General features: G+C 57.2%; 22 protein-coding genes, 1 tRNA gene and 1 riboswitch. Of the genes, 11 read left to right on the forward strand and 12 right to left on the reverse strand.

Annotated features, from left to right (window positions below; translation table 11 throughout):
• Positions 1-85 precede the first annotated feature (85 nt).
• Positions 86-1006, reverse strand: coding sequence for a LysR substrate-binding domain-containing protein (locus tag ACUTSW_RS00005; RefSeq protein ID WP_445583353.1), 921 nt, complete (start codon positions 1004-1006; stop codon positions 86-88).
• A gap of 141 nt (positions 1007-1147) precedes the next feature.
• Between ACUTSW_RS00005 and ACUTSW_RS00010 the strand changes: the two genes are divergently transcribed.
• The 5 genes from ACUTSW_RS00010 (at position 1148) to ACUTSW_RS00030 (ending at position 5195) form a co-directional block, all read left to right on the forward strand.
• Positions 1148-1537 (forward strand): RidA family protein, encoded by a 390-nt coding sequence (locus tag ACUTSW_RS00010; protein WP_445583354.1) that lies wholly within the window; start codon positions 1148-1150, stop codon positions 1535-1537.
• Positions 1538-1686: 149 nt separating this feature from the next.
• Positions 1687-2646 carry a quinone oxidoreductase family protein gene (locus ACUTSW_RS00015; protein ID WP_445583355.1) on the forward strand — a complete coding sequence of 320 codons (960 nt, stop codon included), beginning with the start codon at positions 1687-1689 and terminating at the stop codon, positions 2644-2646.
• A 505-nt stretch (positions 2647-3151) separates the two neighbouring features.
• Positions 3152-3427, forward strand: a complete 276-nt coding sequence (locus tag ACUTSW_RS00020; RefSeq protein WP_445583356.1) for a hypothetical protein — start codon at positions 3152-3154, stop codon at positions 3425-3427.
• Positions 3428-3439: 12 nt separating this feature from the next.
• Positions 3440-4024 (forward strand): DUF1353 domain-containing protein, encoded by a 585-nt coding sequence (locus ACUTSW_RS00025; RefSeq protein WP_445583357.1) that lies wholly within the window; start codon positions 3440-3442, stop codon positions 4022-4024.
• 238 nt (positions 4025-4262) lie between these two features.
• Positions 4263-5195 carry a hypothetical protein gene (locus ACUTSW_RS00030; RefSeq protein WP_445583358.1) on the forward strand — a complete coding sequence of 311 codons (933 nt, stop codon included), beginning with the start codon at positions 4263-4265 and terminating at the stop codon, positions 5193-5195.
• A gap of 274 nt (positions 5196-5469) precedes the next feature.
• Here the strand turns inward: ACUTSW_RS00030 and ACUTSW_RS00035 are convergent, their stop codons facing one another.
• Together ACUTSW_RS00035 and ACUTSW_RS00040 are read right to left on the reverse strand one after the other, a co-directional pair.
• Positions 5470-5781, reverse strand: a complete 312-nt coding sequence (locus tag ACUTSW_RS00035) for a barstar family protein (RefSeq protein WP_240182888.1) — start codon at positions 5779-5781, stop codon at positions 5470-5472.
• A 160-nt stretch (positions 5782-5941) separates the two neighbouring features.
• Positions 5942-6017: transfer RNA gene (locus ACUTSW_RS00040), tRNA-Asn, on the reverse strand.
• Between the two features lie 351 nt (positions 6018-6368).
• Here ACUTSW_RS00040 and nac point away from each other — a divergent pair.
• On the forward strand, positions 6369-7292 hold the full coding sequence (nac, locus tag ACUTSW_RS00045; protein ID WP_062867871.1) for a nitrogen assimilation transcriptional regulator NAC: 924 nt from the start codon (positions 6369-6371) through the stop codon (positions 7290-7292).
• Positions 7293-7333: 41 nt separating this feature from the next.
• Here nac and ACUTSW_RS00050 read toward each other — a convergent pair whose 3' ends face one another.
• Positions 7334-8794 (reverse strand): AMP nucleosidase, encoded by a 1461-nt coding sequence (locus ACUTSW_RS00050; RefSeq protein ID WP_166728729.1) that lies wholly within the window; start codon positions 8792-8794, stop codon positions 7334-7336.
• 259 nt (positions 8795-9053) lie between these two features.
• Positions 9054-11357 (reverse strand): phosphatidylglycerol--membrane-oligosaccharide glycerophosphotransferase, encoded by a 2304-nt coding sequence (gene opgB, locus ACUTSW_RS00055; RefSeq protein ID WP_445583359.1) that lies wholly within the window; start codon positions 11355-11357, stop codon positions 9054-9056.
• A 298-nt stretch (positions 11358-11655) separates the two neighbouring features.
• On the opposite strand from opgB, the gene ACUTSW_RS00060 reads away from it, so the two are divergent.
• Positions 11656-12387, forward strand: coding sequence for an ABC transporter substrate-binding protein (locus ACUTSW_RS00060; protein WP_445583360.1), 732 nt, complete (start codon positions 11656-11658; stop codon positions 12385-12387).
• A gap of 69 nt (positions 12388-12456) precedes the next feature.
• Here ACUTSW_RS00060 and ACUTSW_RS00065 read toward each other — a convergent pair whose 3' ends face one another.
• Genes ACUTSW_RS00065 through tenA form a run of 4 tightly spaced genes read right to left on the reverse strand, consistent with a single transcriptional unit; the run spans position 12457 to position 15600 of the window.
• Positions 12457-13392, reverse strand: coding sequence for an ABC transporter substrate-binding protein (locus tag ACUTSW_RS00065; protein WP_445583361.1), 936 nt, complete (start codon positions 13390-13392; stop codon positions 12457-12459).
• A 26-nt stretch (positions 13393-13418) separates the two neighbouring features.
• Positions 13419-14186, reverse strand: a complete 768-nt coding sequence (locus ACUTSW_RS00070; RefSeq protein ID WP_445583362.1) for an ABC transporter permease — start codon at positions 14184-14186, stop codon at positions 13419-13421.
• Entirely contained in the window at positions 14183-14923 is a 741-nt protein-coding gene (locus ACUTSW_RS00075) for an ABC transporter ATP-binding protein (RefSeq protein ID WP_445583363.1), read from the reverse strand. The genes ACUTSW_RS00070 and ACUTSW_RS00075 overlap by 4 nt, the downstream gene beginning before the upstream one ends.
• A complete protein-coding gene (gene tenA, locus ACUTSW_RS00080; protein WP_445583364.1) occupies positions 14920-15600 on the reverse strand; it encodes a thiaminase II in 681 nt (226 codons plus the stop codon). Before tenA ends, ACUTSW_RS00075 begins: the two co-directional genes overlap by 4 nt.
• Before the next feature lie 62 nt (positions 15601-15662).
• Positions 15663-15765, reverse strand: a riboswitch (TPP riboswitch).
• 158 nt (positions 15766-15923) lie between these two features.
• On the opposite strand from tenA, the gene ACUTSW_RS00085 reads away from it, so the two are divergent.
• The 4 genes from ACUTSW_RS00085 to gap all read left to right on the forward strand — a co-directional run bounded on the left by ACUTSW_RS00085 (position 15924) and on the right by gap (position 19851).
• Positions 15924-16946: an LLM class flavin-dependent oxidoreductase gene (locus ACUTSW_RS00085; RefSeq protein WP_004946504.1), complete on the forward strand. Its 1023-nt coding sequence runs from the start codon at positions 15924-15926 to the stop codon at positions 16944-16946.
• Between the two features lie 27 nt (positions 16947-16973).
• Positions 16974-17708 carry an SDR family NAD(P)-dependent oxidoreductase gene (locus ACUTSW_RS00090; protein ID WP_445583365.1) on the forward strand — a complete coding sequence of 245 codons (735 nt, stop codon included), beginning with the start codon at positions 16974-16976 and terminating at the stop codon, positions 17706-17708.
• A gap of 77 nt (positions 17709-17785) precedes the next feature.
• Positions 17786-18760, forward strand: coding sequence for a GlxA family transcriptional regulator (locus ACUTSW_RS00095; protein ID WP_434460658.1), 975 nt, complete (start codon positions 17786-17788; stop codon positions 18758-18760).
• Between the two features lie 80 nt (positions 18761-18840).
• Positions 18841-19851, forward strand: a complete 1011-nt coding sequence (gap, locus tag ACUTSW_RS00100) for a type I glyceraldehyde-3-phosphate dehydrogenase (protein ID WP_445583366.1) — start codon at positions 18841-18843, stop codon at positions 19849-19851.
• A gap of 92 nt (positions 19852-19943) precedes the next feature.
• On the opposite strand, the gene ACUTSW_RS00105 is transcribed toward gap, so the two are convergent.
• From ACUTSW_RS00105 to ACUTSW_RS00115, 3 genes are read right to left on the reverse strand one after another with little or no spacing between them, the layout of a single operon-like run.
• Positions 19944-20732 carry an inositol monophosphatase family protein gene (locus ACUTSW_RS00105; protein ID WP_006326358.1) on the reverse strand — a complete coding sequence of 263 codons (789 nt, stop codon included), beginning with the start codon at positions 20730-20732 and terminating at the stop codon, positions 19944-19946.
• A 25-nt stretch (positions 20733-20757) separates the two neighbouring features.
• The gene (locus tag ACUTSW_RS00110; protein WP_445583367.1) at positions 20758-21819 is read right to left on the reverse strand and encodes an ABC transporter ATP-binding protein; all 1062 of its coding nucleotides are present in this window, start codon (positions 21817-21819) and stop codon (positions 20758-20760) included.
• Complete coding sequence (locus ACUTSW_RS00115) at positions 21816-24044, reverse strand: ABC transporter permease (RefSeq protein ID WP_445583368.1); 2229 nt, start codon at positions 24042-24044, stop codon at positions 21816-21818. Before ACUTSW_RS00115 ends, ACUTSW_RS00110 begins: the two co-directional genes overlap by 4 nt.
• Positions 24045-24071 lie beyond the last annotated feature (27 nt).

A 24071-nucleotide genomic window follows, 5' to 3' on the forward strand; every position in this document is an offset into this window, starting at 1 on the left:
TCGACATCTGAATTCCCTTTCAGTCAAGACCACCAGAATGACCACCAATCGACGCTGATGAGCGAATCAGGGGGCTGGGACGTAGTTACTTATTGTTAGAATTGGGGACATGGTGCTGCATCAATTCAACGATCCAATCAATAAAAACTCGCAGTTTGGCGTTGACATGGCGGTTCGGCGGAAACGCCAGGTACAGGGGCATTGGATTAATACGCCAGTGTTCAAATAGCGGAGTCAAGGAGCCACAAGCCTGATGTGCTGCCGCCATATAGACTGGCAGCGCAATCACGCCTAACCCGGCTAGCCCAGCTTCGAGGTAAGCATTGCCATCATCCACTGCAAGCACATAGCTGCTTTTGATTTCAATATGTTCACTCTCACAGTGCAGCACCAGAGGATCAATCTTACCGGTGCGTGAAGACAAGAATCCCACTATGCGATGGTCGGTGTTTTCCAGATCGCGCGGGTGCGCAGGAGCGCCAAGGCGTTCCACATAACTGGGGGCGGCGTAGACGCCGATTTGCAAATCGCCGACATGGCGTGCGATCAGGGACTGGTCGGTGATTTCGCCACCGCGCAAGACGCAATCCACATTGTCGCCGATCAGATCCACCACCCGGTCGCTCACGCCCATGTCGAATTGGATATCAGGGTAGCGTGCGTGGAAAGCCGGTAGCGCTGGCACCAGCACAAGGCGGGCCAGCGGACTGGGCACATCCACCCGTAACCGTCCTCTGGGCGTAATCGCCGCACTGGAGAGGCTGTTTTCAGCATCCTCCATGTCCGCCAGCAAGCGGATGACGTGCTCGTAGTAGACCGCGCCGTCGGGAGTGACACCGAGCTTGCGGGTGGTGCGATGGAGTAACTTGACGCGCAGGCGCGCTTCCAACTGCTGAATAAGTTGCGTCACCGTGGTTTTGCTCATATGAAGCGTCTGGGCAGCCTTTGTGAAGCTACCTGCCTCCACCACGCGAGCAAAGGCGCGCATCGCATCGAAACGATCCATTCCTTATCCTCTCTTTCTCACCGATTGTTTGGATTTTACAAACAATGATGGACAAAGTCGCCTGTTTATCCGCCCGATCCAGTACCTGTAAAGTGTCTTTATGTTCACCAGGCAGATTTCGCCCATTGCAAAGGTACAAACATGACAACACGCGAAGCAGTTTTTCCCTTCGGTCGGCAGGCGCTCTATGAGCGCAATCGCTATTCACCGGCCATCAAATCCAACGGTTTCTTGTTCGTTTCGGGGCAGGTTGGTAGCCGGGAGGATGGTTCGCCTGAACAGGATCTTAAAGAGCAGATCAGGCTGGCATTCGATAACCTTAATGCTGTTCTCGCGGCTGCGGGCTGCACGTTCGGTGATGTGGTTGACGTTACCCTCTTTGTCGTCGATCCCGAGTCAAACCTCGACGCTATCTGGAGTATCCTGCCAGAATATTGGGGGGAGGCGCCTTACCCTACGTTGACCGGGATCGGCGTGACGTGGCTTTACGGATTCCAGTTTGAGATTAAGGTGATTGCCAGGCTGCCCTAAGCGTTACGGGTCTTTCCGCCAGTCGAAAATTCAACAGGGCAGACCGCGCTGCCTGTAGAGGCAGCAGAGAGATTTCTGAATTGCTATATGCCGCATCGGGATGGTTTGCCAGGCTGGTCAGGATTTACTGATGAGACAGAGGAAAATTTATGAAAGCAGCGGTTTATGACGTGGAAGGCGCTCCCGGCGTCCTGAAATATGTCGATATCCCCGATCCGGTCGCAGGACCTGACGACGTTCTGATTTCTGTCGAGGCTATCTCGATAGAAGGTGGAGATCTGATCAACCGCCGTTTAACTCCGCCGCCTCTTCCTTCATGGATCGTCGGCTACGCGGCCGCGGGCACAGTTGTTGCAATCGGATCGAACGTCCGTAGCCGTACGATTGGGGACAGAGTCGCTGCTTTTCACATGCAGGGATCACATGCGGAACGTTGGTCTGTGCCCGCGGAACGAACCTGGCTTATACCCGATGGGGTGGATATGGCAGAAGCGGCGGTTTTGCCGATTTCTTTTGGAACCGCGCACCATTGCCTTTTCACTCGAGGCATGCTCCGGCACGGAGAAACCGTCCTTATTCAGGCAGCAGCTGGTGGCGTGGGGCTCGCGGTCGTTCAGCTTGCCTCACAAGCAGGCGCAACGGTCATCGCCGTGGCAAGCGGAACGCAGCGAAGAAGCCGGTTGCTGGAACTTGGTGCCGATCATGTCGTGGATCGTGCAGAGAATAACGTCGTGGACAGTGTCAGACAGTACACCCATGGCAGCGGTGTTGACCTCGTCATCGATCCGGTGGGGACGACGTTGCCTGCTTCGCTTTCTGCACTCGCTCCGGAAGGACGCCTCATCTTTGTCGGTAATGCGGGCGGTGGAGGCCTGACTGTCGACCTGTGGCCGCCAATGCAGTCTAACCAGACACTCATGGGGGTATTCATGGGACCCCTTTTTGAAAGGCCCGGAGTTCGGGCAAGTGTGGACGACATGTTGCAGGCTTTAGCAGCAGGGCGCATCAGGATTGTCATTGACCGCATCTTCCCCCTAGCCAGCGCTGCCGCGGCCCACGAATTCGCCGAGACAGCGAAACCGCTTGGCCGCATCGTTATGAAGCCATGAGGTGTGTTTGACCCGTATGAGTGCGCTGGGTTAATTACTGTGTTCTGGTGTCAAGGCTAAGTTCAGATGCCAAGGGTAGGGCAAAGCTGAAATGTCCGCTCTGTGCCAGAAGCAGACGTAGTTCGTCACATGAGATGCGCGGATAAGAAGCTGTTAAAGAGGCGTTAATGTATCCACCATAACTTTCTATTCAATTAGAACGCTAACGATATTTTAGGCTGTCAGGATTTTGTCAATGTAGAAATGAATCATTAATTTATGCGTAATGTAGCAGTAGATCTTTTTTTATGTAATTTTCCCACGACGCATTTAAGTTGTGCTAAAAATAAACAAATACCATTAATTACCTTCATAATCACACTTAAATTGGATTGTTATAGAATTAGATACTGTGCGTATGTTTATTGAGTGTCAAAAGCGGAAATTTATTGCATGGTAGTATGTTAGTTTGCGTGAAGCAGGTAAGTGACATGCGGGATTAATCTAATTTGTTGGAGACGCATCTATGTCAAATGACAACAAACCAAAAATCAATGATATTGATTCTGTCGTAATCTATGAAGCTTCTGATGCCATGAATGACTTGAGCATTGAGGCAACTAAAATAGATACACCTGAGAAGTTTTGTGAGAATTACGATGATATAGTTAAGATTTTGAATAAAGCCATAATATTTTCAGAAAAAGTACCTTTCCCAGTTGTAGTTAAAACCGTTATCGCACTGAAAGCATTAAGAGAAGTTTTAGTAATAATCCATTCAGGATTTTGCCCTGTAAAATGACAAGGTGAAAAAATGTATAAAAACGGTTTTTTCAGCGGAAAAATAATAACTCATTGGTTAACAGACCAAAATCCAAATAGAAATATGCAATTAGTGGATAGTTATTCATATACAGACCCTAACAATAATAATTGGGATGCGCCAATGGACAGTATAATTAATGGTGCCAGCATTCCTCAGGCACTTTGGACTGTAGTTGGCTCTCCCTACACAGGTAACTATAGAAATGCATCGGTTATTCACGATGTAGCCTGCGACCAAGCAAAAACCAAAGAGGACCGAAAAAAAGCCGATAATATGTTTTACTACGCCTGTCTCGCAGGGGGATGCCCTCCAAATCAAGCCAGGGTATTTTATGTTGCCGTCAGAATTGGTGCTTGGGTAGATGCGTTAATTACGTCATCAAGTGACACAACCTTCGATGAGAGTTTTTTCAAACCCGGAATGGAAACAGAGAAGTTTAAAAACGCCTATCTTCTTGATAGATTTAAAGATATAGGCACTACAGTTTATGACTACCCTGATGACACAACCCCTGAAAAATTGGATGCAGTAATAGATTCCAAACTTCCTCTGGCAATTGATTTCTCTTGTTAATATAAATTTGTGAACTAAATATTATCAGCGAGATCAATTCCCTTGATACAAAGATTGTTAAAAAAATGACATCAAGTTGGGTGCGGTTTTATTCATCGTTCATTGAGGAAATGCAATAGTATTAAAGGGATACATGATGCTTTAATAAACTGTTTACTTGTTACCTATCTCTGCCATGTGCCGAAACTAGTTATGCAGTGGTAGCGAGTAACGTGCTGCATTCATTCAGGAGTCCATAATGGATACTATTATTAATAAATATAAAAAATACAACCTTATACTTGTAATAGTTTCATTCACTGCAACTGCAAAAGGACCAATAAATTTAGAATTAAAATGTCGTTTGAATGATGGCGTTACTCAATTACAAGGTTCTGAAGGCTACTGTAATTTTAATTCACAAACACAATCCTTTAAAGGAAGCAGTACTGAACAAGCCAGATGTCTGCTGAGATTTATTTCTCAAGGAAATGGTTCACTCAAAGAATCAACGATAACTCCATTTATTGAGAATATAGTTGGGAAAAAAGCACCAGAACCCATGAACTTGATGAGGTTCATCTCCAGAAGAGATATAAATGAGAACGACTTAGGTGGGCCTTTAAATACCACCATTGGAGCAAATTACTTCATCATCCACGACACTAGCAATCCAAAATGCTCAAATTCAAACAGATACTGCCCACCAAATAATAGCTTCCCTCCTGAGATGAACAGCAACTCTTGGGCATTTAACAAAAACTTCGATAATAATAGTAAGAACGCGCATGTATATACAAATCGTGTTGGGGCGTCCAAGAAAGTACGAGATTTTTCTCAAGGAATGGAAACTACAAAATTTGAGATCTGTACACATCCAAAACTTAAATCAGGGCTTTTCGTGGGGGTTGAAAATATACAACCACGTAGAGATAGCACAACATCAAACAAATTCAAGCTTGGTAATGGCTATGAAGGACCTATCCCAGGGTTTACAGATATACAATATGAAAGACTGGCACTAATCTATACAGCTGCAAGTGTGCGACGAGGGATATGGTTGATTCCTGCTTTCCACGGCGTTATCGATCATTATTATTATGACGGCCATGATGATCCACAAAACTTCGATATGGTCACTTTTAGCAAAAAAGTTGAAGAGATTAGGGACGAAATAATGAAAATCAATTAAGTATTTAATAACTACAGTCACCAGATTTTAATCTACCTCTACTTGCGACGTAGAAATATAATAACCAGCAATGGTTGATATGAGTCTGAAATATTTTACTTGTTAAAATTCGATTAAACACTGTTCCTGTAGTCACTTCTTTGGGAGTTAAGAAGGTTCCTCGCTCACAGTAGACCTTGATCAGCCTGCAGGTCTGCTCGGTGCAAGAAACGGACATTGTAAAGCCCGCCTTGCATTGGCTAAGGGGAAAAGGCCACTGCCCTGCTTGTACGGGCTATTTCAATACATAATCGAACTTCTCTTCCCAATTAAAACTCAGATCTTGCAGTTTTACCCTCTCAAAAACCTCGATAATTTTATCGAAATAATTGCCAAGACCCACCTTGGATAGCTCGGAATTCAACCATATTATTTTTACTGGTCTTTCAATATCAGTGCTAAGGCGATCCCACAATGCATCAAGATTTCTGCCATAGTAAGGTCCAAAGTTTAAAGATAAAGAAATAATAGAATGAAATTCTTTTTCAGATAGGACGCATGCTCCATCCAAATAAAATTCATTAACACTCATTTTCTGTTCACTCACTTTGACGTTCTACCCGTTAATTAACACACAAAAATGCAAGTGATTTCCACCTTAACGGCTTTAACAATTGCGAACTTCCGCTCTTCGCTCATAACCGTCGGTCAAAAACGCCAAAAAGCAAAAAGCCCGCTCAGGTTTCCCTGAGCGGGCTTCTCTAATATGGCTCCTCTGACTGGACTCGAACCAGTGACATACGGATTAACAGTCCGCCGTTCTACCGACTGAACTACAGAGGAATCGTGTGAACGGGGCGAATAATAGCGGCGTGGCTCGGGCTTGTAAAGCGTGAAAACGTCTCGTCGTTCCGTTTGCTGCAAGATTATTCAACCTGCTGCTTTTTATCGCTTTTATTGGTGCAGCGCTGCACAACGGCCCACGGCGGGCCGCGAGATGCCTTATGGTGGTGCAAGCCTGCGTCACTGGCCACCGGTTGCATGTCGGTGTCTGGTCGCGCAAATATCATTTTTTCTTATTTTTCCGTCGATTAGTTAGCGCTTTCTCTTATTCCGTTACGCTGGCCCGGATTTTGCAGCTCTGTTGTCAACATGGCTTTGCCATACGCAGTTCAGCGGCTCGACGGAGGCAATATGAATCTCAGACGTCTAAAATATTTCGTGAAAATCGTCGATATCGGCAGCCTGACCCAGGCGGCGGAGGTGCTGCATATCGCGCAGCCCGCACTCAGCCAACAGTTGGCGACGCTGGAAGGGGAGCTGAAGCAACAATTGCTGATCCGCACCAAGCGCGGCGTGCAGCCCACCGAAGCCGGCAATATTCTCTATGCCCACGCCCAAACCATTCTGCGCCAGTGCGAACAGGCGCAGAGCGCGGTCATCGGCGCCGGCCAGGCGGTGAGCGGGCAGGTTTCCGTCGGGCTGGCGCCGGGCAGCATGGCTGCGCAACTGGCGCTGCCGTTGTTGCAGGCGGTGCGCGATCGTCACCCGGGGATTTTACTCAGCCTGAATGAGAACATCGGTTCGATGCTGGCCGGGCAGGTAGCCAGCCAGAGCCTGGATATGGCGGTGATCTACGGCGCAAAAATGCCCGACGGCCTGCAAGCCACGGCGTTGATGAAGGAAGATCTGTACCTGGTGGCGACGCGTGCGGTGCCAAGCCCCGGTAACAGCGTCGATCTGTTGGACGTGGCGCGGCTGAATCTGTTCCTGCCGCGCGAAGGCGATGTGGTGCGCACGCAGGTCGACGAAGCGATGGCGCAGCGCTCGCTGGCCGCCAACGTGATTGGCGAAATCGAATCCCCAAGTACGCTGAGCGCGGCTATCGCCAGCGGCCTGGGGGCGACCATTCTGCCGGAATCCGTTGCGCGGGCGATGATTGGCCCGGCCAAGGCGTGGATGGCGCGTATCGCCGCACCGGCGCTGAGCGTGCCGCTTTCGCTGTGCATTTCCAGCCAGCAATCGCTTTCCGCCCCGGCATTGGTGGTGAAGGATATCTTGTTGTCGATTGCCGTTAGCCGCAGCCAGGAAAAACGCACGCTGGCGCTGGTGCAATAGGGATTTAAAAAGGCCCACGTGCGGTGGGCCTGAAGGGCAGGTTAGCGGAACGGCGGTTCGTTGAAGGTGCGCAGCTTGCGCGAATGCAGCTTGTCGCCTTCGGCGCGCAACAGATCTATGGCGCAAATGCCGATCTGAAGGTGTTCCGAGATCGCCCCCTCATAGAAGCGGTTGGCCTGGCCCGGCAGCTTGATCTCGCCGTGCAGCGGCTTGTCGGAAACGCACAGCAGCGTGCCGTAAGGCACCCGGAAGCGGTAGCCCTGCGCCGCGATGGTGGCGCTTTCCATATCCACCGCCACCGCGCGGCTGAGGTTAAAGCGCAGCGCCGAGGCGGAGTAGCGCAGCTCCCAGTTGCGATCGTCCGTGGTCACCACGGTGCCGGTGCGCAGGCGCTGTTTTACCTCTTCGCCCGGCATGCCGCTGACCATTTTGGTGGCATCATACAGCGCGCGCTGCACTTCGGCGATGCTCGGGATCGGGATATCCGGCGGCAGCACCGCGTCCAGCACGTGATCGTCACGCAGGTAGGCGTGGGCCAGCACGTAGTCGCCGATCGACTGGCTTTCGCGCAGCCCGCCGCAGTGGCCAATCATCAGCCAGGCGCTGGGGCGCAGCACCGCCAGATGGTCGCAAATGGTTTTGGCGTTGGACGGGCCGACGCCGATGTTGATCAGCGTAATGCCCTGGCCGTTGCGCGAAATCAGGTGGTAGGCCGGCATCTGGTGGTTTTTCCAGGCCAGATCGGACACCGCCTGTTCCGGCGCGGTGGTTTCCGGCGTGATGTAGATGCCGCCGGCGCTGGACAGCGCAATATAAGGGCTGTCCGGGTTGGCTATCTCGGCGCAGGCCCAGCGGACAAATTCATCCACATAGCGGGTGTAGTTGGTGAACAGCACGAAAGGCTGGAAATGCTCCACCGGGGTGCCGGTATAGTGCCGCAGCCGCGCCAGCGAGAAATCGGCCCGCAGCGCGTCGAAGTGCGACAGCGGGAAGGTGCTGGTGGCGTTGAACAGGCCGTCGGCGGTTTCATCGCCGATTTGCGCCAGCTCGGTGGTGGGGAAATGCTGCGCGAGGCTGGCGCTCATCGAGCGATCCAGCATCAGGTTCGAGCCGTCAATCACATAAGGAAAAGGGATCTCCTGTTGTGAAGGCGCCACTTCGATATGGGCGTCATAGTCGTGCGCCAGCATCGCCAGTTGCTCGGCCAAATAGCTGCGAAACAGCTGCGGGCGGGTAATGGTGGTGGTATAGCGGCCGGTATGGGTAAAACGGCCGAAGGCGCGGGTTTTGCTCTGGCCGGATTTTTGCCCGTCCCAGCTTACGCGCAGCTCTGGATAAACGAACAGCCCAGCGGCGCGGGTTTGTATGTCGGGCACGCTGCCCTGACTGATAAAATCGCCTACCGCCTGGCGCAGCGCGGTAACCGAGGCGTCATACAGCGCTTCCAACTGGTCGATCGCCTGAGCGGGGGTAAGGCCGGTGCCGGATTGGTGACTACTCATTCTCTCTCCTTGGTTCTCCCGTCCCTGCGGCGGGAGGCATGCCGATATACCCTTCATCTTTGACGTTACCTTTGCGTTACGAGCACGCATCCCAGTCACTGGCTTGAGTAAGCTCTTGCTGCCTTGAGGTAACGCCAACTCATTTGGTTATAGCAATTTATCACAACAGGTTAGCTGAAGCTGGGCGCAAAAGCTTGGCCGAAATGGAACCGGGGAAGAAGTAAAGCGCAGCGGCAGGGCTGCCGCTGCGGCGTTGAGATCAGGAGGCCGGCTCGGCCTGTTCCACCTTTAACGAGACCAGGCCGATGCCGCGTTTTTTCGGGGTAAAGCCGCCGCTGGCGCCTTCCTGCGGTTCGGTCGGGGCAGGTGGCGTGATGCTGATGTTTTGCGCGCCGCCGGGGTTGTTGAAGCGCAGTGTGACGGTGGTGTCCTGCTCGCCGAGCGACACGAACTGCTCTTCGTCGCCCACGCGTACCGAGATCGGCGCACCGACGTTTTTGCCGTAGGCACGGGCGCGCAGCACCAGATCGAAGGTCGGCGGCAGCGGGGCGACATAGTCGATGTTAACCGCCGGCGCGAGGTTGGCGTCCGACCAGCGGCCCCAGTCCTCGACGCTGGATACGCCGGTGATGGCCTTCACCTGTTGCGGCATGCCCGGCAGCATAAAGGCGATGGCGTCCGCCTGATATTTAACGGCGGCGTCGTCCACCTTCAGTTTGTTGACGGCGTTCTGGTAGGCGGCAACGCTGTCTGCTGCGGGCTCGGTAAAGCTGACTTTGCCGCGGTAGTTGCCGCCCTTGGCCTGCACGATATGCGGTGGAGCGGCAAGATTGCCGGAGGCCACGCAGGTGTCGGTGCTCAGCGCCAGTTCGGGCGCCCACACCCGGCCAATCTCATAGCATTTATCCACCCAGACAAACTTTTCACCCGCGCCCAGGCCGGCGAGCTGCTTTTTCAGCGGTGTGGAAAGATAGACGTTAAACATGGGTTCGATTTTATTGTCCGTCACCTTGAGGATAAACGGCACCTTAAAGCTGATGCCGGAGAAGGTGAAGCTGTTGCGCTGGGTATCCAGCTGATAGTCGGAAATGCTGTTCGGGAAGCCCCATTGCTTCACCACCGCCGGTTTCCAGCCGTTGATTTTTTCTTCGATATTCAAGAAGACGGTCGCCAGCGTGGGGCTGGACAGGCTGCTGCGGCCGAGGCCGATATAGTTGTCGCCGCCCATCACGTCCAGCACAGTGGCGCCGTTGTCCAGCGTGCTGCGTTTTTCGTTATGCTGCGCGCTTTGCGGCTGCCTGCCGTCGATAATAAAGAACAGGTTGCGGCGTTTTTGTTTGGTCAGAATGTCGTAGGCGGTGTTGTTCATCGCCAGATGATCCGAAGACACCACGATCACGGTGTTTTTGAAGTATTCGGACCCTTTGATTTTGTCGATCAGGGCCGCGATATGCTGCTGGCTACAGGCCACCGCGCTCAGCGAACGGTTCTCTTTGTTCTGCCGGCTATAAGATTTTTTACTGCAGCTCGCAGAGATAAAGCCATCCGGGTGGTGGGTGTCCACGGTCAGCGCAAACAGCGAGAACTTTTTGTTCTGCTGCGACAGCTCGACGAACTTGTCGAAAACCACGTCCAGCACGGTATCGTCGTACCAGCCCCAGTCATTCTTGTAGCCCGGATCGCGGACCTGTTCGCGCAACTCCTTGTAGCCGTAGGCGTGGTCAAAACCGTGCGATCTCAGGAAGGTGTCTTTTCCGGCGAAGGCCAGTTCGGCGCCCTGATAGAAATAATTGTCGTAGCCGGCGGCTTTCAGCACATCGCCCAGGCAGACGTTTTCCGGGTAAAAGGTGGAAACGGCGCTGGAGGCGTTGCCGTCGAACGGGGCGAACAGTGGAATGCCGCACTGCGAAGCCACCATGCCGGCAATGGTATAGCCGGTGCCCGGCAACTGCTGGGTATTGCTGAAATCGATGCCGTTTTCGCGGTGCCGATTCAGCTCGTCGGCGAGATCGGGGAAGATTTCCGGGTCGAAATAGGTACGCTCAAGGCTTTCGGCATAGATGTACACCAGGTTCGGCGCTTTACCTTGCAGGCTCTTTTTCGGCGCTTTGTAGTAGGTGTAAAAATCGGCGGTGTCGCCGGTAATCTGGCTTCTGAGCAGCAGCGAAATATCCTGAAAAGCCGGAGTGGTGCCGACGGAAAACAGCGCCAGCAGCACGGCGAGCACGCTGTAAACCACGCTGCTGCTTTTCGCTTTGTGCCGCACCAGGCTCCAGGCCAGCACGGCGAAAATCAGCGCCAGCACCGCCAACAGGCCGATAAACGGCAGCACGTACTTGCTGACGCCGGCCCCTTTCATGCTGCTGGTGAGGGTGTAGATCACCGCGTCGGTGATGCCGTCGCCGGTAAAATAGTTACTGGCGATCAGAATAACGTTGAGGATCAGATAGCTGCCCAGCAGGATCAGCAAAATGGAAAGCCACCAGCGGTTGGCGGCGGCCTTGTTCCGGTAGATCAAAATTGAGGCTAAAAAAAGTGCAAACGAGACTAATGCTGAAACCATCCACCGTACCCTGTCTGATTAAAAAGAAAATCTTAACTGTCCTGGCAAAGGCTGCCGATCCTGCCGCAGCGCGAAAGAGGAAGGGTATAGCGCATTGAACGCGCCAGGGTCAATGCGCGTTTGCACAGCCGGGTGGCCGCCAGGCGTGAATGAACAATTTTGTGACAATATTGTGACCCTAGTCACTACTGAGAGGCGTGGGTCGCTGAAATATTGCTCACCGGGCATTTGGCTCTACCATTAATGAATGGCGCTGATTGCAGACCGGCGAGGCGCATTAACCTGTTCAGGAGAAAACATGCAGAGCATTTCCGCCACCGTACTCGATGATTTGGCACCGCAGGGCGTGCTGCGCGCGGCGATCAATTTAGGTAATCCGGTGCTGGCGCAATGGGGGCCGGATGGGGAACCGCAAGGCGTGTCGGTCACGCTGGCCGGCGCGCTGGCGCATGAGCTGGGCGTGGCGCTGGAGTTGGTGACCTATGATGCGGCGGGCAAAGTTTTTGCCGCGTTGGAAACCGCCGCCTGGGATGTCGCCTTTATGGCCATCGAGCCGGTGCGGGCGGAGCAAATCGCCTTCAGTGCGCCTTACGTCATTATTGAAGGCACCTATCTGGTGGCGCAGGAGGCGCCTTATCGACAGGTTGCCGAGCTCGACAGGCCTGGCATACGCATTGCGGTGGGGCAGGGTGCGGCCTATGACCTGTATCTGTCGCGCACCTTAAAGCAGGCGCAGCTGGTGCGCGCGGAAACCTCGCCTGCCGCGATCACCTTATTCTTCGAACAGGGATTGGACGCCGCTGCGGGCGTGCGTCAACCGCTGCTTGCCGCCGCTGCGGCGAACCCGGGCTACCGGGTGCTGGATGGGCATTTTACCGCGATTCACCAGGCGATGGCGGTGCCGCGCGGTAAAGAGCAGGGGGCGGCGTATGTGCGCTGTTTTGTGGAAAGATGCAAAGCCAGCGGGTTGGTGCAGCAGGCGCTGAAACGCAGCGGGCAGGGCGATGTGACGGTGGCCCCTGCGGCGTGAGGCGGTTGGCAACGGGTTTTTGTGGTTCAAGGGTAGGGGCGCTGCATAGAGCGCCCCCGCGGATAACCTTTAATGCAGTTCCACGGCGTATTGCTCCACCGGGGTGATTTTCTTGATCAGCTTATTGTCGAACAGGAATTGTTCGTAAGCCTGGTAGCGCGCGCTGTCCAGCCTGGCCGGATCGGTGGCGAACAGCGGCAAGCTCGCCTGCCATGCCTGCTTGTTCAGTTCAGTGTTCAGCTCCGGGTGGGTTTTGGCGAAGGCCAGCCAGGTTTCCTGCGGGTGAGCCTGCAGGTAATCGTTGCCTTTTTTCAGCGCGGCGAGGAATTTCCTGATCTTCGGCTCGGCTACCGCGTCGCGGTTGGCGACGATGATCAGTTCGTCATAGGCCGGCACGCCGTAGTCCTCGACGTTGAACACTACCGGATTTTTCCCCTGCAGTTTCAGCTCCAGCGCTTCAATGTTGCGATAGCCGCCGATCACCGCATCGACCTGGCCCGCCAGCAGGGCACTGGTCAGTTGGAAATTGACGTTAATCAGCTTCATGTCGTTCGGGTCGATATGCGCATGTTTGGCCATGGTTGCCAGCGTGGCCTGCTCGATGCCGCTGACGGAATAGCCGATTTTTTTGCCCTTGAGAGCCGCCGGCGAGGTGATGCTTTTATCCAGCGTCATCAGGGTATTGAGCGGCGAGTTAATCAGGGTGCCCACGCGCACCAGCGGCAGGCCCTGATCGGCGAAGAAGTGCAATTGCGGCTGATAGGTGATGGCGAGGTCGGCCTGTTTTGCCGCCACCAGGCGCGGCGGCAGCGCCGGATCGGAAGGGGGGATAATCTTGACCTCGAGACCTTCGGCCTTGAAGGCGCCGATTTGCTCGGCCACCATGATGGGCGCGTGGTCGGGATTGATATACCAGTCGAGCACCAGCGTCAGTTTTTCGGCGGCGGCAGCGTTGCCGGCCAGAGCGGCGCTGAGCATCAGCCCGCAGAAGGTTCGCTTGATCATTTCTTACCCCAGTCGTTAAAAAGTTATCAGTCGTTTTCCGGCGCCCAGTCGATCAGGCGCAGCAGCAGCGCATCCACCGTCATCCACAGCAAGACGGTCATCAGCACCAGAATAAACAGCGCGGCAAAGCAGACGTCGGTCTGCATGCGCGCGTTGGCGTTCAGCATCACGTAGCCCAACCCTTCCGCCGAGCCGACCCATTCGCCGATAATCGCGCCGATGGGCGCGACGGCGGCGGCCATGCGCAACCCGGAACCAAAGGCCGGCAGCGCAGCCATCAGCCGCACATGGCGCAGTTGCGCCCAGGGGGAAGCGCCCATGGTGCGGGCCAGATCGAGATAATCGTTATTGACCCGGCGCAGCCCATCAAAAAACGCGGAGGTGACCGGGAAGAAGATCACCAGTACCGCCATCGCCACTTTGGCGCTCATGCCGAAGCCGAACCACAGCACCAGCAGCGGCGCCAGCGCAAACACCGGTATCGCCTGGCTGGTCAGCACCAGCGGCATCAGCCAGCGTTGCAGACGGGGCGAATAGATCATGCACAGCGCCAGTGCTGCGCCGAGCAGCACCCCAATCCCCAGCCCGCAGGCAATCTCCGAAGCGGTGATCAGCGTGTGATAAGCGAGATAGGCGCGCCCGCTCCACAGCGCCTGCGCCACCGCAGAGGGCGAAGGCAGCAAAAAGGCGGGAATATCGCCCAACGTGATGAGCCACCACAGCAGCAGTAAACCGGCGAACACCGTCAGGCTGCGGCGTACCCGCGACAGGCGGTTTTCAATGAGCGACTTCATTCGGCGGCCCTCATCAGTTGCTGCAACAGCTCGCCCTGGCTTTTCAGCAGATGGGGATCGTCCGGCGCGCGCGGCGGCAGGCCGCTGATGACATGCGTATCGTCAATGCCGGCAGGGTAGCGGGAGAGCACCAGCAGGCGATGGCTCAGGCGGCAGGCCTCCATCGGATCATGGGTAATCAGCAGCACGGTATGCTGCGCCAACAGCTCGGCCGCCAGGGTTTGGATCATGGCGCGGGTAATGGCGTCCAGCGCCGAGAAGGGTTCGTCCATCAGTACAATCGGCTGGCGTTCATACAGCGTGCGCGCGATGGCGGCGCGCTGGCGCATGCCGCCGGACAACGCCGAGGGCAAGGCTTTGGCGTAACCGCTCAGCCCCACGCGCTCGAGAAGATGCCCGGCCCATTCCCGGTCGGTTTTTTCACCGCGCAACCGCGCACCGAGGCTGATATTTTCGGCGACGGTCAGCCACGGATAGAGCAGGTCTTTTTGCCCCATATAGACGATGCGCCCGGCTATCGGCAGGCCATCGCTGCCGGTCACTTCGCCGGCGGTGGGCAGCATCAGCCCGGCGATAATTTTCAGCAGGCTGGTTTTGCCCGCGCCGCTGGCACCGAGCAAGGCGACAACGCTGCCGCCGGCGATATCAAAACTCAGCCGATCGAAAATCACCTGCCGGCCAAAACGCAGGCTGAGATCCCGCACCTGAATACCGGGCGGCGCGATGCGGTCACTCATGAGGCGTTCAACCCCATCTGCCAGAAGGCGGACTCCAGCCGGGTGGCGGTGGTGAAAATCTCTGCAAGTTCGGCAAAGCGGCTTTCTGCGCCACGTTGCTGGCCCACACGCTCCAGCAGATCGAGGGCCGCCTGCACGCCGGCCAGATAGTTTTTATCGCCATAGTTGCGGATCCACGAGGCGTAAGGATTGCCCTCCATCACCGTCGCCGGGTCGTCAAGCAGGCGCAGGCCAATCTCGGCATAGCCTGCGACGCAGGGCATCAGCGCCGCCAGCAGATCCAGCGCGTCGCCGGAGTGGCCGATATCGAGCACATAGCGGGTGTAGTTCAGGGTTTCCGCCGCCTCGGGTTCGGCGGCAATCTCGGGTTCGCCCAGACCCCAACCGGCGCAGTAAGCCAGATGCAAAGGCAGCTCGGCGACGATGGCATTGAGCGAAGCGGTGGCCGCCCGCATCTCCGGCAGCGTGCGCAGCTTGCTCACCAGCAGGGCGTAAGCGCGGGCGAAGTGGATCAGGAACAGATAATCCTGGGTCAGATAGCGGCGGAACGCGGATTCAGGCAGCGTGCCGGCGGCCAGTTGCCGAATAAAAGGATGAGCAACGTAGTCCTGCCAGTCCGCGCCTGCCTGTTGGCGCAGCCGTCCGTAAAGACCGTTATCGAAAAGGGGAGTAAACATGGGACCTCCAAAAGTGAGTGGAGATCCGGGCGCGCTGAGGTATGAACAGGCAATGACCGAGAGAGTGATTGCCGACCCGTCCCTTCGCTGGCATGACCCAGATCAGGTTCAAAGGGTTCGGCTTGCGCCATCTCAGCCCGTAACAGGACACCCCTCGGAGGAGCCTGTTATACGATATTTGCTTTTTGATTACAATGCTCGGGCGAGGTGGAATGGCGGGGCGGCAATCGGTTCGTTTAGTGCGGTTCGCGACGATTTCTCTGGCACCGGCGGCGGCATTTTTGCACTGTAATCCGGTAACGTTGACTCTGAGGAATACTCCCATGAAGAAGATCGGCTTTCTCTCTTTTGGTCACTGGACGCCTTCGGCACAGTCCGGTACCCGTTCGGCGGCGGATGCGCTGCTGCAATCCATCGATCTTGCGGTCGCCGCAGAGGAACTCGGGGCGGATGGCGCCTATTTCCGCGTGCATCACTTCGCCCGCCAGCTCAGCTCCCCGTTCCCGCTGTTGGCCGCCGTCGGCGCCAAAACCCAACGCATTGAGATCGGCACCGGCGTGATCGATATGCGCTATGAAAACCCGCTTTATATGGTGGAAGACGCCGGAGCCGCCGATCTGATTTCAGGCGGGCGGCTGCAACTCGGCATCAGCCGCGGCTCGCCCGAGCAGGTTATCGAAGGCTGGCGCTATTTTGGCTATACGCCGGCAGAAGGCGAGACCGAGGCCGATATGGCCCGTCGCCACACCGAGGTATTGCTCGATGCGCTGCGCGGTGAGGGCTTTGCCGAGCCGAACCCGCAGCCGATGTTCCCTAATCCGCCGGGGCTGCTGCGCATCGAACCTTTCTCCGCCGGCTTGCGCGATCGCATCTGGTGGGGCGCAAGCTCCAACGCCACGGCGGTGTGGGCGGCAAAACTGGGGATGAATCTGCAAAGCTCGACGCTGAAAAACGACGAAACCGGCGAGCCCTTCCACATTCAGCAGGCCAAGCAGATCCGCGCTTACCGCGCCGCATGGAAAGAAGCGGGCCACCCGCGTGAACCGCGCGTGTCGGTCAGCCGCAGCATCTTTGCGCTGATGAACCAGCAGGACCGCAGCTACTTCGGCGGCAGCGGTAAGGAAGGCGATCAGGTCGGGTATATCGACCAGCAAACCCGGGCGATTTTCGGCCGCAGCTACGCCGCCGAGCCGGAAGAGTTGATCAAACAGCTGGCGCAGGACGAAGCCATTGCCGAGGCGGACACCTTGCTGTTAACCGTGCCTAACCAGTTGGGCGTCGATTACAACGCGCACGTGATTGAGTCTATCCTCACCCATGTCGCCCCGGCGCTGGGCTGGCGTTGATGGCTCAAAAATAAAAGGAAGTTAACCATGTCTCGTATTTTCATTACCGGCTCGGCGGACGGGCTGGGGCGCGCGGCGGCGGAAACCCTGCTGGGCGAAGGGCATCAGGTGATCGTTCACGCGCGTGAACCAGGCAGGCTCCACGGCGTGCGCGATTTGCTGGACCGCGGTGCGCTGGCGGTCACCGGCGATTTGTCCGATCTGCAGCAGACCCGAGAGGTGGCCGAACAGGTGAACCGCATCGGGCGTCCGGATGCGGTCATTCACAATGCCGGCGTCTTCACCGGGCCGCAGGTGCTGGCGGTCAACGTGATTGCGCCTTATCTGCTGACGGCGCTTATCGCTCGCCCGGCGCGTTTGGTGTATTTGAGCAGCAGCATGCATTTTGACGGTCGCGCTGCGTTGGAAAAAGTGGACTGGCGCGGGCAGGCCGCCGTGTCTTATTCGGAGAGCAAGCTATTTGTGACGGCGCTCGCCGCCGCCGTGGCCCGGCGTTGGCCGGGCGTGGTCAGTAGCGCGGTCGATCCTGGCTGGGTGCCGACCAAGATGGGCGGCGAAAACGCGCCCGACGATCTGCGCCTGGGGCACCTGACGCAGGAATGGTTGGTCACCAGCGCAGAGGCGCAGGCCAGCGTTTCTGGCGGTTATTGGCATCACCAGCGCTGCCTGGAGCCGCATGCCGCCGCGCGCGATCCGGCTTTTCAGGATGCGCTGCTGGCGGAACTTGAACGCGTGACGGGCGTTGCGCTGGCGACGCCCTGAGCGGAAAACCGGTGGCGGCCAGGGTGGCATGAAATGCGCGTCATTGACTTATTTTGCTCAAATTGTATTTTAAAGCCATGCATACATTCCTGATTATCGTCCCCGAAGGGGGCATGCTGTTTGAGTCGGCGGGTATCGCCGACATCCTGATGCAAGCCAACCGCTTGAGGCCCAACGACGCTCCGCTCTATCGGATTGAGGTCGCCACCACGCAAGCTCATCGGGTGGTGCATGGGTCATCCGGGTTGAATTTGCTGGCCGATCATCGTCTTGCCGATCTCGACCCTGAACAAAAACGTGACACTGTCATTGTCACCGGAAAGGGGGCGACCGAGGAAGAAGGCGCGTTTGTCGCAGGCTGGCTCCGTCGCGCCGCCCCCAACGCACGCCGTATCGCTTCCGTTTGCGGCGGGGCCTTGCTGCTTGCCGAAGCCGGTTTGCTCGAAGGGCGCCGGGCGACGACGCACTGGCGCTTGCTGGATACCCTGCAATCTCGTTTCCCGAAGGTGAAGGTCGAAAACGGGCCAATCTACGTTCAGGACGGTCCCGTCTGGACCTCCGGTGGCGTCAGCTCCGGTTTCGATCTCACTCTGGCGCTGGTGGAAGACGATTACGGTTTTATTCAGGCGCGCGAAGTGGCGCAAGATCTGGTGATGTTTCTTCGCCGCCCCGGTGGGCAGTTGCAGTTTAGCCGCTATCCGTTGAATCAGGCCAAAACGCCTGGCCCGATCCGCGATCTCCAGTCCTGGATCCTGGAAAATCTGGACGGCGATCTTTCCGTTGAGAAACTGGCCGAAAGGGTCGCCATGAGCCCGCGAAACTTTACGCGCGTCTTCACCCGCGAGACCGGCATCTCCCCCGCTAAATTCGTTGAAGAAGGGCGCTTGCATACCGCCCGGCAGCGCCTGGAGCAGAGTGCGGAAGGTATTGAGCATATCGCCGTGACCACCGGCTTCGGCAATGGCCTCAACCTGCGGCGCGTGTTCGAAAGAAACCTGCAACTGACGCCGACCGAGTACCGCGATCGTTTTCACTCCCGCAATTTGGCGTAAATTGATCTATAAACGTCATTTACGCCACGCCTCTCTCCCGGCTAGATTGGCAGGCAGAGACAATAACGAAGGGGTAGATCATGGTCAAAGTAGGCATTAACGGTTTCGGCAGAATCGGGCGCAATGTTTTACGCGCGGCGTTAGGGCGCAGTGACTTTCAGGTTGTCGCGATCAACGATTTGACCGACAGCAAAACCCTGGCGCATCTGCTGAAATACGACTCGCTGTCAGGCACCTTGGCCGCCAGCGTCGAGGCCGGTGAAAACCAGCTGCTGCTGGATGGCAGGCCGATTCATGTTTTCTCTGAAAGAGATCCGGGTGCAATCCCGTGGAACAGCGTCGGCGTCGACATCGTGATCGAAGCGACGGGCTTTTTTACCGACAAAAGCCAGGCCGAAGTGCACATCACGAAAGGCGGAGCCAAGCGCGTTATCATCTCGGCGCCGGCCAAAAACGACGACATCACTATAGTGATGGGCGTTAACCACCAGGATTACGATCCGGCCAGGCATCGGGTGGTCAGTAACGGCAGTTGCACCACCAACGGGCTGGCGCCCGCCGCGCAGGTGCTGCATCACACCTTCGGCATTGAATACGGCCTGATGAACACCACCCACGCCTACACCAATAGCCAGGCGTTGCACGATCAGCCGGAAAAAGATTTACGCGGCGCGCGCGCCGCCGCTCAGTCGATTGTGCCTTACTCCAGCGGCGCGGCCAAAGCGCTCGGCAAGGTGATCCCGGAGCTGGATGGCCGCCTGACCGGCTACTCGCTGCGGGTGCCGGTCCCGGTGGTGTCTATCGTTGATTTAACGGTCACGTTGAAACGCGAAGCGACGAGCGAGGAGATCAACGCCGCCTTCCGCCAGGCGGCGGCGTCGGGGCCGCTCAAGGGGATCCTTGGCTACAGCGACGAACCTTTGGTGTCGAGCGATTATAAAGGCGATCCGCGTTCGTCCATTATCGACGGGCTGTCTACCTTGGTCATCGGCGGCAAACTGGTCAAGATCCTCGCCTGGTACGACAACGAATGGGGTTTCTCTAACCGGTTGGTCGATCTCGCGTTGCTGATGGAAAAACGCGGATTGTAGTCGGTTACCCGAGCAGGGGCGCAGCATGCTGCGCCCGCCATGTCAGACGCCAGAAATCGTCCCTTCAGGGGACGATTTTTTTCAGCACAGCATCATAACCGCGCGATACGCATTAACTCGTCTTTGGCCCCAGGGGCCACCGCCAGCACCGGCGCGCCGCGCAACAGCTGTTCCCCTTGAGCGTTAAACGGATGCGTCCAGCCGCCGGCTTCGTTCACCAGGCAATAACCCGCCAGACAGTCCCAGGCATGCATATAAGGTTCGTAATAACCGACCAGCCGCCCGGCGGCGACCCATGCCAACATCATGGCACCGGAACCGTTGCGGAAGAAATTGCCGCCGACCGCCGTGATCTCGGCGGCGATTTCACCGACGCGTTCAGGCGCCACATAGCTGTTGGCGCCAAACCCGGTGATGTGGTTTTGCAAGGTGCGCGCCGGATCCACACGCAGCGGTTTGCCATTGAGCGTGGCGCCCGCGCCTTGCGCCGCGACGAAGCATTCCTGCTGGCAGGGCGCCATGATCACGCCGATCACCGGCTCGCCCTGATAAATGACGGCAATGGATACGCACCAGTTCGGCATGCCGTTGACGAAGGGGCTGGTGCCGTCAATCGGATCGACCACCCAGTGATAGCCTGAATTCCCGGGTTGCAGGCCGAACTCTTCACCGAGAAAACCGTCGTCCGGAAACGCCTGGGCGATCTGGCCGCGGATCAGCAGCTCGACCTCGCGATCGGCGATCGACACCACGTCCTGCGCATCGCGTTTGGTTTCGATCACCAGGCTTTCGCGACGGTTGAAATAGTCCAGCGCCTTGGCTCCCGCCTCGCGCGCCACCCGTTCGGCCAGCGCCAGGCGCCGGGAAATGTGTTCATTCATAGCAGATCCTTAAAGTTGCGGGCCGTCACTGGGCAATCAGCGCCAGCCCCTGAGGTTTGAAATCAATGGCCACGCGCGTGGCCGGTGCCAGTTGGCGTTCCATCTGCACATCGACGATAAACAGAGCGCCGAGGTCGGTTTTCACTTCATACTCGATATGGTCTCCGAGCCAGATGCTGTGGGTCACCTCGCCGTTCAATGCGCCGGTCTGCTCCGCATGCAGAGTAATAAACTGCGGCCGTACGGACAGTTGCGCGGCGCCGGGGCGCGCTTTGGCACCCGGCACCCGATACTGACGGCTACCCAGGCTGATCAGCGCTTCGCCGCCATCCACCCGTTCAATGTCGCACGGCAGGATATTGGCCTCGCCCATGAAATCGGCGATAAACACCGACGCGGGCGAATGATAAAGCTCCTGCGGCGCACCCTGCTGGGCAATATGCCCTTCTTTCATGACGATAATCTTATCGGACACCGCCAGCGCTTCTTCCTGATCGTGGGTCACGTACACCGCAGTGAACCCGAGGCGCTGTTGCAAATCGCGGATCTCGGTGCGCACGCGGCGCCGCAGCCGCTCGTCAAGATTGGATAAGGGCTCATCGAGCAGCAGTACCTGCGGCTCCAGCACCAGCGCGCGCGCCACGGCGATACGTTGCTGCTGGCCGCCGGACAGCTCGGCGGGCAGGCGCTTGCCCATGTTTTCCAGCCCGACCAGCTTCAGCCCTTCGTGCGCCCGATCCAGCGCCTCTTTACGCGACAGCTTGCTGGCGAGCAGGCCGTACATAACGTTCTCCAGCGCGTTCATATGCGGGAACAGCGCGTAGGATTGAAACACCATCGCCACGTCGCGCTCGTTGGCGGGCAGATGGGTCACCTCTTTGCCGCCAATCAGGATGCGCCCGGAAGTCGGGTGCTCCAGGCCGGCCAGCAGGCGCAGGGTGGTGGTTTTGCCGCAGCCCGAGGGGCCGAGCAGCGTCACCAGCGTGCCGGGTTCGACGGTAAGCGAGAGGCCGGGCAGGGCGGTGAAATCGGCAAACTGTTTGGTGACGTTTTCAAACACCACCGAGCCGGAACGAATGGCAGTCATACGGCTGTCTCCTGTTGTAAGGCCGGCGGTGATGCCACCGGCGGTGTGGCGATACGGGATACGCGGCGCAGGCGACGTTCGCCGACCAGCAGCTGGAAAGTGAGGATCACCGCCAGCATCACCACGATAAGCACGGAGGAGTAGGCGATAGCCACGCCGTATTCCCCGTTTTCGACCAGCCCGACGATGTAGGAGGTGGCCATGTTGTACTGGGCGCTGACCAGAAAAATCACCGCGCTGATGGAGGTAATCGCCCGCACGAAGGCATAGACCAGGGCTGCGCTGATGGCGGGTTTCAACAGCGGTAAAATCACTTTGCGCAGGGTGCGGAAGCTGCCGGCGCGCAGCGTCAGCGACGCTTCATCCAGGCTGCGGTCCAATTGGCTCATGGCCGCGATGCCGCCGCGCACGCCCACCGGCATGTTGCGGAACACAAAGCAGGCGACCAGGATCAGGGCGGTGCCGGTGATTTCCAGCGGCGGCAGGTTATAAGCCATGATGTAACTGACGCCGATCACCGTGCCGGGGATGGCAAAGCTGAGCATCAACATAAACTCGAAGGTCTGGCGGCCGGCAAACTTCTGCCGCACGATAAGCCAGGCGGTGAGCAGGCCGACGATGGCCGTGAGCGGCGCGGCGATCAGCGCGATTTCCAGGGTGGTCCAGAACGAGTTCCAGGCGACGCCGGTCCAGAGGATCTGCCCGCCGCTCCACTGGAAGCCGAATGCACGGGTGTAATGCGCCAGGGTCAGGCTGTTGTCCAGCCCCCACGACTGAACGAAACCGCCGATTAAAATCATGCCGTACACCACCAGCGTGAACAGACCCCAGGGGATCACCAGCCCGTAAACGCCATAGCGCAGCCCGCGCGGCAGGCCGCAGTGCATGCCGGAATCGCCTTTGCCGGTCACGGTGGCGAAGCTTTTGCCTGCCAGCCACAGGCGCTGCAACACAAAGGCGCTGAGGGTAAAGCACAGCAGGATGATCGCCAGTACCGCCGCACGGCTCGGATCGTTTTGCGCCCCTACCACCGAGAAGAAAATCTCGGTCGAGAGTACGCCGTGGCTGCCGCCCAGCACCATAGGGTTACCGAAATCCGCCATGCTTTCGATAAAACTGATCAGGAAAGCATTGGCCAGGCCGGGTGCCATCAGCGGCAGCGAAACGTAACGGAAGGTGCGCCAGCGGTTGGCGCGCAGCGTTTGCGAGGCTTCTTCCAGCGAAGGGCTGACGCCTTCCACCACGCCAATCAGCACCAAAAAAGCGATCGGGGTGAAAGAAAGCACTTGGGCAATCCAGATCCCGGTCAGGCCGTACAGCCAACGTCCCGGCTCGATGCCGAACAGGGTGGAAAGCAGCTCGGTGACGATGCCGGAACGGCCAAACAGCAGCATCAGCGCCAGGCCAATGACGAACGGCGGCGTGATGATCGGCAGCACGCTGAGCAGGCGCAGCCCTTTCTTGAACGGCAGCGGCGTGCGGGTGGCGGCCAGCGCAAAGGCCAGGCCGAGCAGCGTCGATCCGCCGGCGGTCATCAGTGCCAGCCACAGGGTACGCCAGGCGGTGCCGCAACTGCCGCCGTTCAGGCAACCGAGGTTCCAGATCGCCGGATCCTGCATATTGGCGATCAGGCCGTCCGGTTTAAACGCGCCGTCAGCGTCCTGCACCGAAGCGACAAACATGCTCAGTACCGGATAAAGCACGAAGGTGCTGACCAACGCGACCAGCAGCACGATCGAGGACACCACAAAGGCATCCCCTTTCAGCACACCACGCTCGGCCAACCCAAAAGAGAACAGCAGCAAAAACGCGGTGAGCAACGCAATAGCGCCGGCGCCAAAGGCGGGTTGGCCGTCGCCGAGCCCACCAAAAAGCTGCTCGCTCCATTGCCAGTTCCAGCCGCTGTAACCTATGGCGTGGCCTTCAAACAGCAGGAAGAGGATGCCGGCGGCGGCGGCAGACATCAGTAACTGCGAGCGCAACCGGCCCACCTGCAGCAGGCGGCCCAGCGAGCAAACCAGCAGCAACAGCAGCGCAATAGCCAGCCACGGGCGTTGAAAAACCAGGATTTGCCACAGCGCGGGGGCGCTTTCCCGATCCTGCCACAGCGTATTCAACCAGTTGAAGTCGAAGAATCCGGCTTCCTGGCTGTACCAGGGCAGCAGCAGCAATGCGAGCGCGCCCAGCACAAGAGCCACGTCTACGCGGCGGTTTTGAGCATTCATCGTAACCTCGATCGTTCATTATTCCTT

This window comes from Serratia sp. TSA_198.1 (assembly GCF_052686505.1).